Origin of the sequence: Bradyrhizobium sp. CCGE-LA001 (assembly GCF_000296215.2) — a bacterium.
Lineage (GTDB): Bacteria > Pseudomonadota > Alphaproteobacteria > Rhizobiales > Xanthobacteraceae > Bradyrhizobium.
The window spans coordinates 6,357,964-6,377,072 of record NZ_CP013949.1 but is presented as its reverse complement, the minus strand read 5'-3'; the positions used below and the strand labels follow the sequence as shown (position 1 = coordinate 6,377,072).

General features: G+C 60.9%; 13 protein-coding genes. 12 read left to right on the top strand and 1 reads right to left on the bottom strand.

Features of this window, described 5'->3' with window-relative positions; genetic code table 11:
* Positions 1–844 precede the first annotated feature (844 nt).
* The 10 genes from BCCGELA001_RS29455 to BCCGELA001_RS29410 all read left to right on the top strand — a co-directional run bounded on the left by BCCGELA001_RS29455 (position 845) and on the right by BCCGELA001_RS29410 (position 13,161).
* Entirely contained in the window at positions 845–2,110 is a 1,266-nt protein-coding gene (locus tag BCCGELA001_RS29455) for a hypothetical protein (RefSeq protein ID WP_144441544.1), read from the top strand.
* 10 nt (positions 2,111–2,120) lie between these two features.
* Complete coding sequence (locus BCCGELA001_RS29450) at positions 2,121–3,596, top strand: hypothetical protein (RefSeq protein ID WP_008558386.1); 1,476 nt, start codon at positions 2,121–2,123, stop codon at positions 3,594–3,596.
* 18 nt (positions 3,597–3,614) lie between these two features.
* Entirely contained in the window at positions 3,615–4,973 is a 1,359-nt protein-coding gene (locus tag BCCGELA001_RS29445) for a CHAT domain-containing protein (protein ID WP_158511649.1), read from the top strand.
* Entirely contained in the window at positions 4,970–6,376 is a 1,407-nt protein-coding gene (locus BCCGELA001_RS29440; protein ID WP_144441543.1) for a hypothetical protein, read from the top strand. The genes BCCGELA001_RS29445 and BCCGELA001_RS29440 overlap by 4 nt, the downstream gene beginning before the upstream one ends.
* A 144-nt stretch (positions 6,377–6,520) precedes the next feature.
* Positions 6,521–6,976 (top strand): hypothetical protein, encoded by a 456-nt coding sequence (locus BCCGELA001_RS29435; RefSeq protein WP_008558383.1) that lies wholly within the window; start codon positions 6,521–6,523, stop codon positions 6,974–6,976.
* Positions 6,977–7,056: 80 nt separating this feature from the next.
* Complete coding sequence (locus BCCGELA001_RS29430) at positions 7,057–8,445, top strand: Dyp-type peroxidase (RefSeq protein ID WP_060736914.1); 1,389 nt, start codon at positions 7,057–7,059, stop codon at positions 8,443–8,445.
* Between the two features lie 470 nt (positions 8,446–8,915).
* Complete coding sequence (locus BCCGELA001_RS29425) at positions 8,916–9,119, top strand: hypothetical protein (RefSeq protein WP_144441542.1); 204 nt, start codon at positions 8,916–8,918, stop codon at positions 9,117–9,119.
* Between the two features lie 320 nt (positions 9,120–9,439).
* The gene (locus BCCGELA001_RS29420; RefSeq protein WP_008558380.1) at positions 9,440–10,297 is read left to right on the top strand and encodes a hypothetical protein; all 858 of its coding nucleotides are present in this window, start codon (positions 9,440–9,442) and stop codon (positions 10,295–10,297) included.
* Between the two features lie 31 nt (positions 10,298–10,328).
* The gene (locus BCCGELA001_RS29415; protein ID WP_008558378.1) at positions 10,329–12,371 is read left to right on the top strand and encodes a hypothetical protein; all 2,043 of its coding nucleotides are present in this window, start codon (positions 10,329–10,331) and stop codon (positions 12,369–12,371) included.
* A gap of 88 nt (positions 12,372–12,459) precedes the next feature.
* Positions 12,460–13,161, top strand: coding sequence for a hypothetical protein (locus BCCGELA001_RS29410; RefSeq protein WP_008558376.1), 702 nt, complete (start codon positions 12,460–12,462; stop codon positions 13,159–13,161).
* 165 nt (positions 13,162–13,326) lie between these two features.
* Here the strand turns inward: BCCGELA001_RS29410 and BCCGELA001_RS29405 are convergent, their stop codons facing one another.
* Positions 13,327–14,004: a hypothetical protein gene (locus tag BCCGELA001_RS29405; RefSeq protein WP_144441541.1), complete on the bottom strand. Its 678-nt coding sequence runs from the start codon at positions 14,002–14,004 to the stop codon at positions 13,327–13,329.
* Between the two features lie 1,390 nt (positions 14,005–15,394).
* Here BCCGELA001_RS29405 and BCCGELA001_RS29400 point away from each other — a divergent pair.
* Together BCCGELA001_RS29400 and BCCGELA001_RS29395 are read left to right on the top strand one after the other, a co-directional pair.
* Positions 15,395–15,808: a hypothetical protein gene (locus BCCGELA001_RS29400; RefSeq protein ID WP_060736911.1), complete on the top strand. Its 414-nt coding sequence runs from the start codon at positions 15,395–15,397 to the stop codon at positions 15,806–15,808.
* A gap of 29 nt (positions 15,809–15,837) precedes the next feature.
* Positions 15,838–18,624 (top strand): outer membrane protein assembly factor BamB family protein, encoded by a 2,787-nt coding sequence (locus BCCGELA001_RS29395; protein ID WP_083543436.1) that lies wholly within the window; start codon positions 15,838–15,840, stop codon positions 18,622–18,624.
* Positions 18,625–19,109: the final 485 nt, after the last annotated feature.

Sequence of the window (19,109 nt, the reverse complement as noted above, 5' to 3'; positions counted from 1 at the left end):
CGCTCGAGCGCGGCGTGTGCCAGAAATTCTCGGCACCCTTGCCAGACGAGTGCAGCGCCCGCTTGATCGGCACGGAAACCTTCCGCGCTTGGTCAAATGAGCAGACCGGTAGCCAGATGCTCAGAAAGTCTGTCGTGGCTCGTCCTTGAGGGCACTGGAAGCTCGCTGCCCGGTCAGGATGCGCTCTAGCGGAACGGGAGCGGGGCCGCGATCCGCGCCCGATCGGATAACGGCTAGATGCTCTGCGGCTTGATAACCCCAGCGCTTCGGCCGTAGATCCGGGTCTCACGTGGCAACCGCCCAGTCCTCGACTCGCCGCGGAAAACGCCCGTAGTGCCTTACCGCAGACGGAAAGCCGCCTGTTCCAGCTTCGTGAGAGCAGAAGCGCCGGCGCATCTAGCAAATGCGGCATGCGCTCGACCAGCGCCGTTCGGGTGCCCGCCGGTTTGCTGGCACGGCTCTCGTCACCCCGCAGAAGCCAAGTGTCCGTATTTGCGCCTCGCAATGTCCAGGGACTTACTTGACGCCCGTCGGGCATTTCACCCCCCGTAGAGGTGGAGCTGGGCACGTGGACCCATCATATCTAATGATAGTCTAAGAGCGGTATACGTGCCATCCGGTTGTAGTTGGGCGGGCTTTAGAAGCCGGTCGAGTGGTCGCCGTTCAGCTGAGTGCGGGCAGTCGCAACAAAAACGGTTTCATGCTCGACAAACGCGTGCCTTCGTCTTAAGCTTCAATTTTAAGTTCAGCGTTATTCGTTCAAAATTATTAGGGTAGCCCCATGCCAGAAGTTCGCGCGGCAGGTCCCTATCCGCTTGAGGGCATCAACCTTGAAACTTGGCTGGTGCGCTTCGACAGGAATGGCGTATGCACGTCGCCGGGCACCCGTGCGGCGTTGCTCGCGGCGCTGGCCGCCAAGCCGACTTCTCCAGTCTTGTTTTTCTCGCACGGCTGGAACAACGATTTCGCCGACGCCGTCGACCTGTACCGGACGTTTTTGAGCCACTTGCAGGAAGTGCTGCAGACGCTTCCGCCAGGGCCCGCGCCGATCTTCGTAGGCATCACCTGGCCGAGCATGTGGCTGCCTTCCGACAGCGGGCCGCAGATGGCTGCGGCCGGGCCAACCGGCCAGAATCTGGAGACTGAATGCGTCGCGGGGGAGCTGCTCAACATCCTGCCTTCGTCGACTGATTGGGATCGCTTCTATCAACTCGTCCATGCGGCCCGCTTGACGCAGGCCGAGGCCAGGGAGCTGGCCGGCATGCTGAAGCCGGCCCTCAAGGCGGACCGCGTCGGCCCCGACGAGGCGCCGGCATCCGAGGACAAGATCGTCGCGGCGATGACCGCGATGCAGGCCGCGGGAGGCGGGGCGCTGGTCAGGGACAATCTCGACGATGTCGGCACGGTGGGCGGGACCGGCGGAGGTAGACCCGGCGCGGCTGGGATCCTCAGCTACCTCGACCCACGGTGGGCGGTCCGCTTGGCATCGCTCTACATCATGAAGGACCGCGCCGGCACCGTCGGTTCCAACGGCGTGGCGGCGCTGCTGCGTGACATCAAGCGGTCGACGCAGGGGCCGCTCCACATGGTTGGTCATTCCTTCGGCGCGAAGATCATGTTGTCGGCGCTCGCAGCGCAGCCGGCTGTCGGCTGCCACGCACGCTCGCTGTTGCTGCTGCAGCCGGCGGTGTCGCATCTGAGTTTTGCGGCCACGGTGCCGGGCCGGGAAGGCCCGGGAGGCTATCGCGGCGTGCTGGACCGCGTCGCAAATCCGATCGTCACGACCTACAGCAACCACGACATCCCGCTGCACGAAATCTATCATCTGGCTCTTCTGCGTCGCGAGGACCTCGGCGAGCTGCAGATCGCAGCCGGCGAGACCGCGGCCGGCAATCCGCCGAACGCCTACGCGGCGCTGGGGGGCTACGGGCCTCGCGGCGCGGGCCAGCGCCTCGTCAACACCATTCCGGGACCCGGCGAGACGATCGATTTGGCCGGAGCGCGCCTCATCGGGCTCGACGGCTCCGTCGCCAATCGAATCGATTCACATGGTGGCGTCGCGACCTCGTTTACCGCCTGGACGCTGCGTAGCCTGATGGCCTTGCCGTGAGACCGCGACCATGACCTCGCTGCAGACCACGCTGTCGGATTTCTTGAAGGCGATTCCAAACCCGTTCGCGAGGAGCAATCCCGACCTGATCGTTCTGCGCACGACGCTGACGCTCACGGAAGACAGGCCGAAGATCGTGTTCGATCTCACGGGCTACGGCGAGATCAGCGAGCAGGGCAGGCGGACCTGGCGGCTCGCGCTCGACGAGATCGGGGTTTCCGAGCATCTGAGCCCGGACCAGGTGCACGACTCGGGTGTGCTGAGCCTTCCGCTTCAGCTTCATGACGGATTGAAGGCTGGTCTAGCGTTGATGAATCCCGCCGCTGACCTGCCCCTCTGGCTCGATTTGGTGCGTCCTTACGGCTTCTTGGGAATTTTGCCATGGGAGCGTGTGCTGAGCGAGCAGCTTGCACGTCCCGTTCTCAGACTTCCGGATTTCCTGGTGCGTCCGCGCGAAAACGCGGACGTGCTGGAGGCGGCCATCCTGTTCGATCCGCCGCCGTCGATAGCGCGGGCCAACGCCGTGGACCAGCTCAAGCTCATCGTCGGCGAGCTGCTCGCCGGCTCGCCGCGCGCCCAGACCCGGATCCACATCTTTCCCAACGCCGCCTGTGCCAAGGCGTTGGCAAATCCGAGCGTCAAGCTTGACAAGCGCGCCCACGTCCACTCCGCAAGCGAGATCGCGGAAAGCGCGGCGGAGGGGCTAGGCTTCGTCTCGCCCTGGTTCGACTGGATCTGTGCGGCCCTGAAAGGGCAAAGCCTCGATGCGGTTCACTTCGTGTGCAGGGCGAGAGCGACGGAGGGCGCGGCTGTGCTTTTGCTGAGCCGCTCGCCAAACGCCGCAGAGGCCCAGATTCTGACGGCCGCCGAGATCGGCGATCTCGGGGCAGGCCTCGCAAGGCTCGGCGCCTGGGCGGCGATGTTTTCGCCGCCGCCGGGGGAAGCCGATCGCGCGGCGATGGCCTTCGTCGCCGACACGCTGGCGCAAAGTAGGCCCGGATCGGTAGCGTTCCATCCTGCGGCGCCGGACTGCGCGCAACATCTGCGCGAAACCTTCCGGTTTCTGTTCTCGCCGGAGCCGGCGCAACCGCCGAAGCTCGCCAAGGGTTTCCTGTATTGTCAGCCGGAGAGCGTCGCCGCCCATGCCGGCTTCCACGCCAAGATCGCGTCCACCATTTTGCCGTCGGAGCTTCCGGAACTCACAAAACAGGCGTCGTGGCTTGACCGGGTTCGCGCCAAGGCGGGGGTCTACATTCCGGTTCTCGGCCTCGATCTCAAGCAGGCGCCGGATTGGGCGGCCGCGGCGCAGCGCTACGTCGAAAGCGCTTCGCTCGATCAGCTTCGTCGTGTCTCGACCGACGTCTTGTTCAGCAAATCCACGGCCACACTCGACCAGGTCAAAGCGGCCGCGCAAAGCGAGACCGTGCAGAAGACGCTCTCTGACATCCAAAACATCGTCGGAAGCTATCTGAAGCGGTCGGAGTGACGCAGGCGGGAGATGGTGATGCGCGACGCGCTTGTCGAAATCACGGAATGGGCCGGCGGCGGTCTCGCCGCGCGCCTGTTCCGCTGCCGCGTCGACAACCAGGATTTTGATTATCCGAACGCGTTGACGTTTCAGCCGCTCACGCTCGATCCGGCCAAGCTGCCGCCTCTGGATACGGTCGCGAATGTCGAGGAGTACGGCACGAAGATCCGCTCCGAGCTTGCCAGCCATCCCGCGATAAAGGCCGAGCTGACCCAGATCTTCGGGGCGCCCGCGGATGCCCTGCTGAAGTTCTTCATCAGCCTTCCGGCGGGCGAGCAATATCGTTGGGAAGCCCTGTGTGAATCACCGCCCCGCAAATTTCTCGCGCATGAATGTGCGGTCAGCCGCCTTGCTTCCATGAACGACAATCCTGCCGACGTCCGGATGTTTTCCGGCCTGATCCGAATGGCCGCGTTCCTATCGCCGGCCCAAATCCCCGCGGCTAACGAGTTCGCCAGCATTGTGACTCAGGTGGCGGCTGCCCGCGCCGCAGGCCTCAACGTCGAGTGCACCATCTATCTCGGCGATGAAAACCTCTTGACTCCGCCCGCCGCAGGATGGCCCGCCGGGGTGAAGGTGGCGCCGATCCCCGGCGACGTCGAGGCGATGGACCGGCTATTGGTGGAGAAGCCGGTCGAGATATTGCATTTCTTTTGCCACGGCGTCGCGACCGTCGGACTCCAGGCCCTCGAATTCGCGAACATCAACGACACCGATATTGAAGCAAAGTCGGGATCGGTTGCGGTGTCGCTGGAGCGCCTTAATCAGATCCTGATGCTGACGAAGACGACTTGGCTGACCGTGCTGAACTGCTGCTCCGGCGGCAAGGTGGTGGCGCGGCTGCACTCGATGGCCCGCACCCTCACCAAGCGTGGCTCCCCGGTCACCATCGGCATGGCCGAGCCCATTCTGGATACGGACGCCTCAACCTTTTCCTCGGCCTTCTATGAGAAGCTGTTTGCGATGATGCGGGACTGCTTGGTCGGCGCGGCACCGAATTCGCTAGTGATGCTCGACTGCGCCTCGGCCGTCATCGAAGCGCGGCGTCGCGTGCACAACAAGTACCTGGTCGCGCCACCCGACGCCTTCGGCCGCTGGACGCTGCCATTGCTCTACGAGCGCGGCGCGCCGTTGGTTGTCAAGCTCGTGCCAGCGGAGGTCACGATCGATCCGGAGATGAAGCGGCGCATCGACACGGTTGCCGGCATGTTGCGGGTGTTGCCGCCGACGACGCCGGCCAATATGCGCAAGGATATTTTGGGCCTGCTCGACAACGACCCAAAGGTGCCCGCAGAATTCCGGCCCAACGCTTTTGGGGTGATAGGTGCGGCATGAGCGATCGAATCGAGCGACAAGGGGCATTGCAGATCAACGCCTGGGATGGGTCGAAGGCGCTGCAGGACACGCTACCCTCTCGTACACCATGGGCGCAGATCGAAAAGGCGACCGTGCAATTGCAATGGCTCGCGCCTTCCGCGCCGGCCGATCAGCGCGACTGGACCCACCCGGATGTCGGCTGGGGTGTCGTTCTTCCCGACAATGATCAGATCAGCGCCGCCGAGAACGCGAGGGGCGACGACGCGCCCGCGCCGATCCGCGACCTGCTCAAGGCGCGCAAGAACGCGCCGGTCCTGCGCTATCGCGCCGAGCTGCAGCAGGGATATTTGCGGCGCTACTATCCAGACATGCCGCCGCAGGACCTCTCGGTGCAGGCGCCCAATCCGGGAATCGGTAAGGGCAGGATCCCGCAATATCTGCTGATCGTCGGATCTCCGCAGCAAATTCCTTGGGCAGTACAATACGCCCTCAACATGTCGACCTTCGTCGGCCGGCTCGACCTTCCTGACGAAGGCCTGCGCCGCTACGTCGATGCGCTGATCAGCGATTGGGTCGGACAGTTCTCCGAGCCGCGAGCGCCAGTGGTGTGGAGCGTCGACTACGGCCTGTCCGACATCACTTGGCTGATGGCCGAGGCGATCGCCGGCAAGCTCTGGCAGGAATTTCTCGCCGATAAGGACCTAAAGGGGCGGGTTCGCTTCAACGCACGAGAGGCCACCGGGGCCGCGCTCAGTGCGGCGCTGCAGGAACGAACACCCTCGCTCGTGGTGACGACCAGCCATGGAATGACCGCTCCGCTCGACAACGAAGCCGCACTGCGGTCGCAGCTCGGTTTTCTCGTCGACGTCGAGCAGACGCCGCTCGGCCCGGCGAAATTCGCCGACTGGCGGCCGTCGGGCGCGATCTGGTATGCGCACGCCTGCTGTTCCGCCGGAACGGACAGCGAGTCCCGCTACAAGGACCTGCTGCCTGCGGATGGGGAGATCGGGCGGATGCTCAACGGCGTCGCGCGTGGCGCCGGGGCGACAGTGGCGCCGCTGCCGAAGGCGTTGCTCGGCGCGCCGCACCCGCTGCGGGCTTTCGTCGGCCATGTCGAGCCGACCTTCGACTGGACGCTGCGCGACCCCAACAACAAGCAGGTCGTCGCGCACGTGCTCAGGGCCGCGCTCTACAAGAATCTCTATCAGCAGGACAGGCGCACGCCGATCGGCTACGCGCTGCAGGACGTCTTCAAGGAAGCCGGCGCTTTCTACGGCGGATGGCAGGCGGCCGTGAAGCAGATCAACAACAACGTTGCCGGAATGCGGGACTGGGCCCTCTATCGCAAGCTTGTGGCGATGGATCGGCAGACCACCGTGATCCTCGGCGATCCGACCGTGGCCATGCCGCTGCTTGGCTGATCGCGCCGGCGAGGGTCAACTGCGGAAAGTGCTTCACTCAGGACACGAAAAGGAGATCCGCCTGACAATTTGCAATTAATGAACGAGAACCGACTCCTCACCGTCATACGTGCTTGTAGTTGTATTTCAAAAAAGGAGATTCCCATGACTCACGCACTGAATCTCACCTTGCCGATCAAGCAGGACGCTGAAACCCTGCAGAAGCTGAGAGGCCTGGAGGCGATCTTTGCCGACAAAGTCCAGCCCGCCATCGATGCGGCGCTAAAAAAATCCAAACTGGTGCATTTCGCGCGTGTCGTCATCATTGACGACAAGTACATCCAAGTCATTACGGAGTATGAAGGCTCGCATCAGGAATATACCGAATTCTTCCGGCGCGAACTGACGGAGGTGTTTGCTGCCATATTCGCACTGACGGACGGCTTGCCGGACGTCAGAGATCCAAATGCATTCTTCGAGTTCTCGAAGAAACATAATTTCCGATCACTGGGCAAGGCAACCGACGGGTCGACCGACATCTCCGGCAACCCGTCCGGCTGGCTGTTTTCAGCCTATGACCACATGACGGTCGAGGAGATTCTCACGAAGCTCGGGAGATAGCTTCCCAGGATCGAGTTCGTTCCGTCGGAGATGACACGCCTGGCTGGCTTTCGGTTCAACCTTCTTGCGAGACGAATGTGATGGTGGATCTCGGCAATGTGCAGTCAATTGTGGCCCGAAGCTCCACGAAGCCGCTGCTTGCGGTTCTGCTATTCAGGCTGGGCGATCCCGCGCATGCACGAGCATTTCTGAAGCAGTGGATGCCGCGCGCCTCTGCGGGCATGGCACCGGACGTCGGAGGGCCGACGTTCCATTTCATGTTCAGCTGGAATGGCATCGAAGCGCTGATGTCAGGCCGGCCCGGCTATGATGTGGCGCAAGGTCGCCGGGAGTTCGATGTCTTCTTCGTCGATCCGACGCAGGCGCCGGATGGTGGCATCGCCCCGCAACTTGGTTTCCTCGGCGCCAGCGCGCCGGGGACTTGGTGGGATCGCAGGTTCACGTCGAGCCAAGTGGATCTTGCCATTCATCTCGGGTTCGACAGCCCCGAACAAAAGGCCGATTGTCTCGCGGAAATTCGGCGATCCGCGGCAAGCTCAGGTGTGGAGGAGTTCGCGCTCGACAGTTGGGATGATCGCGCGCTCTCGGGCTGCCGGCCGGCCGACGGCCGGCTCCACTTCGGCTATCGCGACGGCATCACCTCGCCCAAAGTGGACTGGCAGGACACCGGGGCTGCCGGGAGCGTCGATTTCCGCGAGATCGTTGTAGGCTATCCAACCGAGGACTATCCAACGGCACCGCTCAGGCCGGGCATATGGCAAGACTTCGCCCGCGACGGCTCATTCGTCGGCCTGTCATGGGTCTATCAGGACGTCGCGGGCTTCAATCAGTTCCTGAAGGACAACGCGCCGCTGGCGCCGCCGAACGTCGATCCGGCGTTCGCTGAAGAATGGGTGGCGGCGAAGTTGATGGGGCGCTGGCGGCATGGATCGCCGCTGTCGAGGTTCCCGGACGGGCCGCCGCCGCGGCCCGAACTAGACGACGGATTCGGATACAGCGACGATCCCTCTGGCATCAAATGTCCGCTCGGGGCGCACATCCGCATTGTCAATTGCCGCGATCAGCCGATGAAATTCGCCAACCGGGTCCGGTTCCCGAAGGGGCCCCCACGCGTCGTGCGCCGCGGCTTTTCCTACGGGCCGCATCTGGAGGGCATGCAGGACGACGAAAAGGACCGCGGTGTCATCGGCTTGTTTTATTTCGCGCGGATCAACGAGCAGTTTTACACCCTGCTGCGGTGGATGCAGAAGACAGACTTCAGCGACGCGTACAAGGCCATCCCGAACGGATTGAACGGGCAGGATGCGTTGATCGGCAATCGGGAAGAGACGAAGGCGGAGAAGACCTTCCACGTCCCGCTTGCGGGGAAGTCGGCGCTGACACTTCAGCTTAGGGATTTTGTTCGCTACAAGGGAGTCGTGATACTGTTCTCACCCAGCATCGCGGCCCTGCGCCTGATGATGTCGTAGCGGAAAGATTGTGCCGGATGTTGATGGCCCCTGGAAGCGCAAGATTAGGCGTCGCCCGGACGGTCTTCGTCGAGGCCGGCGTGTCGAAGGCCGACACGACAGCTTAGTGCGACGGTGCCGAATTGAGCTCCAACGCGCCAACTTGCAGGCGAGCCGCTTCACCCACTCGCAGAGCCCGCATCGCGCTCGCCAGACGTGGTCCCGCCCAAGCTAGGCTCGCAGGATTGGCAAGGCGATCTCCCGGATCCCGAGCTGCTGAAGCGCCCGCAGTGAGCGTGTTCCTCCTGGAGAACGCTTGGTCACACCAGGTTCGCTAGCTGTTCGTTGGTCGTTCTCGTTGAGGTCGTAAACACAACCTCGAATCACGTTCGCGGTTGTATGGGAGAACGTCTGAGGAACGCTGCTCCCAGCTCCGCGGTTGAAACGTCGGGCGTGAGGCGGGTGGTATGGAGCGCAGGCGGCGAGGGAAAATGCGCAGACCGCCCCGCTATGACATGCAAAGCATCATCAACGCCGCACTCGCCCATGACACCGAGTTCAACCCGGTTCAGGTCGCCGAGGGGCTGCGCGGGCGAGGCGGAGATTATCGCACGCACAGAAAAACCACGACGCGACAATGTTCGTCAGTGTGGAAAGCAACGCTGCCGTTGCCCGAGATGACGGCATTGTTCTGAAAGGAGAGGTGGGCGCCGGTATAGATGCACGCAACCCTGTTTCTCGGGCGGCGAAGGTCAGAGATGCGCAATCGCGATGAACGCACGCATGGCTCGAAAGCCAGCATTCATATGACGGTATTGGTACTAACGGTCTCGATCGTTCCAGAGTGAGGCAATCGGAGCGGCGGACGGCCCTTAAACGCCTCCGCTCGTGAGCTGTCCCTGATCCGCGAGCAATCGCATTTTGGACACGCAGGAGTTGACACGCACCGAACTTTTTGTTGCAGTGGGCGCGGGGACTTTGACGATACATTTTACAGTGAGTAGCTCCGCTTCTGTTGGCTGATGCGGACGCGATATCTTTTTTCGAGATTTATTTGGGGGTGGGCGTGAACAAGTATATTGCCGTGCTTTGCGCGATGTTTCTGACTGGCTGCTCGGCATTTCCAGGATCGGTCGGAGAAGGGATTGTCGAAATTTCCCAGGTGACGGCAGCCATCGAGTGCGAATTGGCCGCGGTCGCGGTCGAACCAGATGCGGACGTGCGGAGCAAAGCACCCGAGACCTGGGGCAGTTTGACCGACCTCGACTTGACGCTCGTCCGTTCGCTCGGAGGTGACGCTTCCGCGACGGTGACGGCACCAGTCGGTCTGGGCATCATTTCAGCTTCACCGAAGCTCGGCGTGACAGGTACGGACACGCGAACCGGTCATATTCAATTTTCCACGAATATCGTCGCTGCCAAGAAGAAATATGGCGCTACATGCAGCGGGAACGATCCCTCCGAGACGCATATGGGATTGGCGAACTGGTTCATTGCCGCACTTAAAGCGACCGATAAGGCCTCGCTCGCAGGTGTGACGTATACCAAGCAGTTCGAAATCGTTGCCAATCCTGGCGCTCGCTTCGGCTACACTCTCATTCCTGTGACCAACACGGTTTCGATCGACTCAGGGATCGGCGGCTCCTATGATCGGACCAGCCGATTCTCAGTCGCTCTTGCGCCACAAGCGATCGAAGCTCCGAAGAAGCCAATACCGGTTTATATCGTTTCCGAGCCTAGCGCGGGTGCCGGTGCCGCTGGCCCGGGACTGCGAGGAGGCCGCGTGGTCCCCGCATCGCCGGCGAGGGTCACCAACAATCCGGAGCTATATTACCTGCTGCAGAGAAAATCGCCGGTCCCGCTGGCTCGCTGAGCGGAGACCGTTGCGTGAAACGGAGGGCTTCATGAGGTGGAATCTTCTCGCTCTCGTCGCGTTCGCCGCTCTATCCTCGACGTCGGCCCGTTCCGCCGACAAGGTCGACCTCCAGTTTCTGGAGACGACCCAAAGCGTGCAAAACGATCGGAATTCGATCGGTCTGATCGCGGGAAAGCGGACTTTTGTGCGCGCCTTCGTCGATTACCACGGAGCCGCCGCGGTATCGAAGGTCCGCGGTACGATCGAGCTAAAAAGGGCGGCCGGAGGCGTCCGGACGATCGACAGTCTGGATTCCGTCGAGACGACACTTGACCCGTCCGAGAACGGGAAGCTCGATGTCAAACGCAAGAAACTCGATCACAGTCTCGTCTTCGAAATCCCGCTGGACTGGAGCACAGTGGGCGAGGTTGCGATATCCCTGACAGGCATTAGTCTTCACGACGGCACGCGCTTGGTCTGCACAAACTGCGACAAGGGGACCACGGCCACATTCCTGCAGGCGGCTGGGGTGAAGGTCGTTCTGTTGGGATTGAGTTACAAGCGAGCCGGCAAGACCTTCGTACCTCGCGACGTCGATTACAAATCCGCCCTGTCCTGGCTTCGGAGAGCCTATCCATCCTCCGATTTCGAGTTTCAGACCAGAGTGATCGATTGGACGACCGCACCTGCGGCTTTCGATAAGGGCCTCAAATCGTGCAACAACGCCAATGCCGCGATCGCGGCGATCAGGAAGCTCGACGTCGCGAGCGGAAAAAACGCGCTATTCCACTATTATGGCCTCGTCTACTTCGATGGTTCGAGCGAGCTGAATTTCATGCGTGGTTGCTCGTCGCTGCCGCCGAGCCCAGATCCATCGGCCGTGGGAAGCGGGCCGGCCGGCGTGGGCTATGATTGGGACACGAGCCCCTCCTTTGCTGGTTGGTATGCGGGACACGAATTGGGTCACACGTTTGGTCGCCATCACCCGGTGAGCGGGTGTGGAGATCTGGACGAGAACGGAGGCGATACCGCATGGCCCAACAAAATACCGAAGAACAGATTGGGAAGCGCCACCGACCCGTTTGTAGCATTCGACCCGGGCGATCCCGAGCTTCCATCACCCATGACGGTATGGGGTTGGGACAAGGCCGCCGATCTCATGACTTATTGCAAGTATACGTGGCCTAGCGCCCACAATTACGTGGAGATATGCAATCGCATTTCGGCCGAGAACGGCGTGCAATGTCCTTTAGGCGCGACACAAATGGCTGCCGGTGCGCCGGCTCCAGGAATGCAGGATATTTCGGCCGGTCCTGGCGGGGCTCCACTGTCGATCAAGAAGAACCCGGGATTGTTGGTGCCGGTTGCCGATAAGGTCGATCAGCCGATGGCGGGCGGCTCTATTTCGGGACCTGTGATTTCGTTGACCGGCAGGATCGATCTGGATAGCGGAAGCGGGGAGATCTCGGCCGTCAACCGGCTGGACCGCTCGATCGAGAAAGCACCGACCGACAAGACCACGGAAACGCCGACCATCAAGTCCTACGATGCGCAAGGACGGGTCTTGTCCGAAGTGCCCGCGACAGTTCTGCTCGACTCCGATCGTGCGGCCGGTGATCCTCGCACGGGACTCGTGAGCGGCGAAGTTCCTTACTCGAATGACGTCGCTCGGCTCGAGATTTTCTACAAGGACAAGGTTATCGCGGCTCGTGAAGCGGCCAAGACGCGTCCGGCCATAAGCCAACCCACGGCGGATCTGCCGCGTCTAAACGACCTTCTCAAAGGATTGAACACCCTGACCGCGCCGGGCCGCCAGATCGGCGAGTTCACGAAAGCAAACGGCGCGCTGACCTATACCTGGCAGAATCAAGGAAGTAGCTCGGTCAAGTATACGGTTCAGCTCTCGACGAACGGCGGCAAGGATTGGAACACCGTCGCTGTAGAGACCCCTCAACACAGCATCACGATCGATCCGTCCTGGATAGAAGGCGCTTCGACCTTGGACGTCCGGGTGAGGGCGAGCGACGGCATTCACGAGACCATATCGACGAGCAAGCCTCTCGACCTGACAACGCGGCTTCCGCTGCAGTAATAAGTACGCGACGTCCAATGACGCCTGACGGGCGCCCGACGATGGACAGGCGCATCATCTTACTGTTTGCGAAACGAGAGGTTAGAACGTGGAAACACCCAAGCGGCTATCAGACTTCCCGGACGATGCTCCCGGCAGGTTCGGCTACTCAGTTGCCAAGGTCAGCCTCGCTGCAGTGCCTTTTGTTGGTGATGCCCTTCAAGAAATTCTTGAACGTGCCATCGGAGAGCCGCTGAGGAAGCGGCAGGAGGAATGGTTCAGGGAGATCGGTAAGGGTCTTCAGGACCTTCAGGACCGTCTGGATGGCTTCGATCCGAGAGCGTTAGGCGAGAACCCAGTGTTCGTTGGCGTCGTGTACGAGGCGACAGATCAGGCGATGCGGGCGCAAGATGACGAACGGCTAGAGGCTCTCCGAAACGTGGTGCTCAACACCGCCGCAGGCATCGCGATCGACGACGTGTTGCGTGGTACGTTCATGGATTACGTCGGCAGGTTCTCAACGGCGCACCTCCGCGTTCTGAAGGCAATGGACAACCCAAGTGCGTCACCCGCCATGGTGGCACAGGCGAAAGGAATGATGATGGGCTCCTTCTGGCCCGTACTGCTGGCTGGCCTGCCGGAGTTCGGACAGCGCGAAGACCTGCTCGAAGTCATCGTTGCAGAGCTTGAAGCCGAGCGGCTGATCGAGAGATCGTCGAAGGTCATGATGTCCGGCGATTCAATCATGAGCCGGAAGTCTACCGCACTTGGTAGAGCGTTCCTCCAGTTCATCAGCTCCCCGGCTGGCTGAGAAGCACACATTGAGACGGCATAGGGGCACGGGGGAACGCACCCTACCGTCGCCTTTGAGACAAGGCTTCAGAGCTTTTTGCCAGAATCCGCGATGAGCTATCCATCCTGAGAAACGAAGCTCTCACTGAGGGCATGTAGCTTCGCTCGGGCATGGGCAATGTCGTCAAAGGATGGCCGCGTTTAGAGCACTGACGCTTCGGAGCGCACCTCCGATGTTAGTCTCCAAGCTCGCTTCTGCAGCTATTGCATCCGCCTCCAGCTTCGCTTGCTGCTCTTCGTCGGGGGCGTCTTCGCCACCCAGATAGACATCCCAATTCATGACCCAAAGATCGCGTGAGAGCGAGTTCAGCTTGCCGATCAGATCTGCCCTTGCCAACGCAGCACGTTCTCCATCAAGCCGCAGCGCCGTTTGCTCGGACAAAAACTCTAGGAAGCGATCAACTCGTGATGCTGTGTCGTGCGCCCAAAAGCTCATGGTCTTGATGTGGTCTGGGTACCACTGCAACTCCTGCCGCACGAGCTCGGTCTCGCCAGCAAGATCGTCTCGCATCTTGTTGAGCGTGGAGATGCGATGACGGAGTGCGTCGCTCTTTAGAATGTCAGTCTGCATGCCCTGTAGGCGCACCTGTCGCCAAACTGGAAACACAGCAAAGGCAGCGATAGCGGCAGCGATCATCGTCTGATACCTGGAAAGCAGGAACTCCGCGCAACCGAATGGCGCGTTTTGAGGATCGAGTGGGCACCCGGTCGAGAAGGTAGCGCCGAGTGCGAAACCTGCAATGCCCGCGAAAACAACTGCTGCTAGGTAACACACGGCGGCGTTCCATGTTCGGTCGCTCACCCGCCGCATCAATATAGCCCCCTGGAGTTGTATCCTGACAAACATGCCACGGTCGGGAGCATTCGTCACGCTCGACGGCGGCGAACAGCCAGCTTTCTCGGTGCTGCACGAACTGCGCTAACCTTGCTTGCCACGGGCAGACCCTTCGCATTGGCGTTGAGCAACTCTACCGGGCCGCGAACGTCCTCACCGGAGCACTCGGCAGTCGATTGCGTGCACTGAAGCCAAGATCTGGAGTTCGACCGACGCAGCATCGCCAAGCATCGATCAAGCGCGACGAGCAGCGGCTGGATGCGATCCCGGTGTCGGGCCGGCGCTGGCAACAGCTCTGGTCGCCAGCATTGCCGGTCCCAAGGCTTTCCGATCAGGACGAGACTTCCGGGCATGAGTTAGAACTTTGACAAAGCAGAGCCCGAGCGGGCGCAAGGACAGGCTGGGTAGCATCAGCAAGCAAGGTCACGGCTATTTGCGCAGCCTGAAGGACGGGGCGCTCATGATGTTCATCTCAACCAAAACGCCTGCGCCGTGGCGTCGGAGTTCGTGATGAGGCAGAACGCTTTGACCATTGGCGCGATCTAATATGCCCTGGAGCCATTCTCACGCGCGAGTGTCTCATCGGCCGTTCGGCAAATCCTTTCTTCATTCTGCGAAAGCCTCGCACGCCGAACCTCGCAAATGGAGACGCCGCAGAACGGAAAGGCCTCACCGAAGCTTCTGCCGGCTAACGGCCCAATTCGCCGGGCTCTGGCCGATGTGCGCCAGGTAATCTGTATAGACAAGGGCCATCAGGTTACTTAGCGGTTCGATGCACAGCGGGGCTCCAGCGGTTGTTGAAATCAAACGAGATTCGCCCTGCTATGGCCTTGGTTGTCTCATGCCGCGAGCGTGCCCAGGGAGGCACAAGTGTGGCCGGCACGGCGGCTGCTAGCGTTCTGCAGGTCCAAACCCGCAAAAATCGTAAGCAGCGCTGTCGCTCTTTTCGGTTGAAATCTGTGCAGGCGTGAGCCAATAATGATGCTACTTTAAGCTTTATGCACCGACCAGCAGGTGCAACAAACGGTCACCAACTATAGATTGCGTGGCCGGGGATCGTTGCCGCTCGGGGAGGAAACTGGACGCGGGCCAGGGCACCTTTACAAGTTCAAAGCTTCAGCAAATGCGGGCTAACAGAAGGATTCCGAGATAGTCGCGAACCGATTGGTCCGGAAAGAATTTTTCCAAATGGTGCCGGTGGACGTGGCCAGCCATTTTCCAGAAGCGCTTCATCTTGAGAAGTGTGGAGCTCTGACTCAAAGCCAACATTCATAGGCGTGTTCTGAATACGACAGGTCTGAAGGTTTGGCCTACGCTTGGCGATCTAGATTTTGCTGTTCTTATTTGGGTGGATGATATGCTTCTGGCGATCCCTTCCCGTTGTTGCGGCGCAGTCCTCATATCCATCTCGATAGCTGTGCCAGTCAAAAACGCCTTTGCTCAGGTCGACATGCCCGGGGAGTATCGACAACTCGTTCCCGGGCTGCTCAGCCGATCAATTTTTAAAGGCGAGGCGGGAAGCCGCACCGTCGAGGTGATCGATCTTTTGGTGGGCCCACGTAAAGCCTCCGAAGAACTCACCGCGCCCGGTCGTGCAATGCTTGACGTGCAGGCCGGTGACGCGACTCTGATTGTCGACGGCAAGTCCCAGCAGGTGCGTCCCGGCACCGTTATTCCGCTCGATCGCGACCAGCGGATTACAATCGACAATACTGGCGGGGAACGCCCCTTTGTCGCGCGATTGATCGTGGTTTCGTCAGCGCAGCGCTGAGGCGCGGTTTTTGGAAAAGGGAGGGGCGCATGCTGGTTCGTTTGGCCATTTCCACCATAGTCAGCGCTATGATGGTTGGGTGCGCTGTCGTGAGCGCACAGCCAGCGCCCGAGCGAGATCCGCATTTGCAACCGGGTGGCGGAAGATTTCAAAACAATCCGGAGGTGCTCTCGCCAATCCTGCTCACAAGACCGATCTACGAATGCGCGCAGACAGTAGTCGTGAACGGTTATGTTCCAGATGCGCAGATCGAGATCTACCTTGCTGGCCAACCAAATCCCGTTGGTTCGGGCATTGCGTCCGAGATCGCCAATCAGCCTATCAGCGTCGCAATGCCATTTGAAATCGGGCAAGTCATCACCGCTGTCCAAATTGTGGGTGGAGTGAAGAGCAAGCCTTCGAATGCGGTGACGGTCACTTCCTATAAGGATGACTATCCGGCAGGCCTGCCGCAGCCGCGGTTGAATCCAGCGCCTTGTTACGACTGCGGACGGGCTGTCGGCATTGCCGACGTAATTCCTGGGGCATGGTGGAAAGTATTTGCTGAGGACCCGCTGGCGGGTGGTGGCTTCGGTTCGAAAATAGAAATAGGTGGCAACGCGGATTTTTCCTACACCTTTGTGACCCCTGCGTTTCGGAAGGGGCAACGCATCACTGCCCAATCCGGAATTTGCCGCGATGTCAGTGCGGTCTCGCGCGCCGAGATTGTGCAGTCGCAGCCGTCCTCAATACCCGGGCCGGTCGTTGACACCGTGTATGAAGGTGCCCCCGTTGCTGTGGTGCGCGGGCCGGCATCGAGTCCGCTGCTCAATGGCGCCGATATCAAGGTGTTCGCTGACAACATGATACCCAATCCCAACCAGGTCGGGGGACAACCCACGCCTGGCGGTGCGCAGCAGGTTGGACTGAACCCTCGCGGGAAGGGGACGGGCAACTATTGGGCGACCCAGGCACTGTGTAGTGCCAGTGCACCGGGACCGAAGACGCCGGCGAAGCCCTGCAGCCAGTTGCCGGCCGCAAGGATTCGTCAGCCGCTACCGGGTGACACGACCATCGAGGTAGTGGAGTTCGTCCCGGGATCAAGGATTAGCATTTACGCAGAGGCGGAAGAAATCGGTGATGGAGGTGGTGCTCAGGTCGCTCTGACGCGCGCGATAAAGGAAGGCGAGAAGATCTCCGTGGTGCAGTCGATGGGACGTTGTGTGGCGGATCTCGTCTACGTTGCCAACGCAGGCTGTGGAGACCGTGATCCGAAAGTCTGTTCCCGGGAGTGGCCAGCTTTTCGGCACAGTGGACTGCGCGACGCGCAGCAACCGTTTGACTCTCCACTGGCAGATCCGCAACAAGTCAAGTCGCTCAAGGTAAAGTGGACGTTCCGGCCGCCGGATGATCCACGCGGTTTCCGCGCATCCGCCATCGTCCACCAAGGGCGTGTTTACATCGGAAACGCAAATGGGAGGCTCTACGCTATCGATGCGGCAAGCGGCAATCTGCTCTGGCAATATCCAAAGGCCGGCGATCCTGCGCTGCGCTCGCAATATGAGACAGTCTCCGCACATAACCCTTCTTCCGAAGGACTCGCGGCGAGCGCATCAATCGGCACGGTCAGGGAACGAGATGCAGTGATTTTCGGAGCGCCGGATCAATCTGTCGGACGCGGTTTAGGCAGCGGCCGGCTTTTTGCTCTCGATCCCGCGAGCGGTGCGGAGATCTGGAAGTCTCCAGAGATCGCGGCTCTCAATGGGCTCACACCAGGCGACGGGCGGGAACTGCACGAGAATATCGGTTACTCCTCGCCGCTCGTAATCGGAAATCGTGTGTATGTGGGGATCGCAAACCATGCAGACAGCCCGATCCAAAACGGGCGTGTCGCGTCGGTCGACGTCAATTCAGGCAATATCGTTGCTTCCTTCAATTTCAAGGCCACGAACACCCGCGGCGGCGGAATCTGGTCCTCACTGGCGGGGGGGCTGTTGGGCAATGCAATCTACGCGACCACCGGTAATGCGCGGCTCTGGAATGGCGGAAGCCAACCGCAGCCAAGTGTCGATCATTCGTTGAGCCTGCTAAGACTGAATGCCGCAACTGGCGCGCTCGACTGGAAGCTCAAGCCGGTGCCATTCAACATGGATGATGATCCCGATTGGGCGTCAGGTCCTACGCTGCTGGACGCACGTTGCGGGGCGACAGTTGCTTCGACCCAGAAGGATGGCTGGAGTTATGCTGCGCGTGCGGGTGCCGGTGCGGGTGGAAATCCGGTGGTACGCTGGCAATTTCCTCCAACGGGCATCCCGTTTACAAGCGGAACCCACGGAGATACGCGCTATCTGATTCCGGGCGCTGCCTGGCGCGACACGTTCATCACGACCACCGGGGGCTATGCCGTGGAAGCCGGGCAGGTGCCGCCCGGCTTCACCCGGTTGCATGCGCTCGATGTCTGCGTAGCGCCTTCTGCCCCAGTGCGGTGGGTAGCAGACATTCCGGGCACAAGGAAAAATACGGCCTACCAGCTTGGGCCGCCGACGGTCACGCGGGGCATCGTGTTCTTGGGCACTGCCCGAGGGCACCTCGTTGTGCTCGCAGATCCATCGGTCTGGCCACCAGCCGCGTCGATATGCGATAATCCGGAAGTCTTACAGGCGGACTGCGTCTCGAACGGTTTCAGACTCGTTCCACGTCCGCAAATCCTCGCGGACATCGATCTTGACCCCGGTAACAATAGTGACCGCATTTTCGCCGAACCCGTTCTGGCCGATGGCCGCGTGTTCGTTGCGACAACTGCCGGCGTACTCTACATGCTTGAAACGGCAAGATAACCGGAGAACATCGATGAGCAGCGTCCCACTCCGCGTCCTCATCGCCACCGCCATACTCTCGTTGTCCCACCAGCCCGTTTGGGCACAAACTGCTGCAAATACGGCAGGCATTTTCGCTCGCGACCGCTACTCTGGCCCGCTGATCGCTCAACGCGCCGTCGGGAGGAACCGGCCAGCTGCAGCGCCACAAGCGGGTGGTGCGGGTCTCGATGTGCCGGTCGTTCACTATCAGGAAATGAGCCTGCGCCCTGGCACACAGGTGGCCGGCGCTACTACGGCGCCGCCGCCCCCGGCGGCCGGGGCAGGGTCTTCGCTCCCGCTCAAAGCTAGGGGCGGCTTTCTAATCTACGAGTTGAGGGCAGGAAAGCTCACGACAATCATCAACGGCAATCGGCAGGAGCGCGGGTTAGGGGAATTCTGGATCGTGGGACCCACAGACACCGTTACGCTTGAGACCGAGGATGATTCAGTGGTCCTTCGGACGA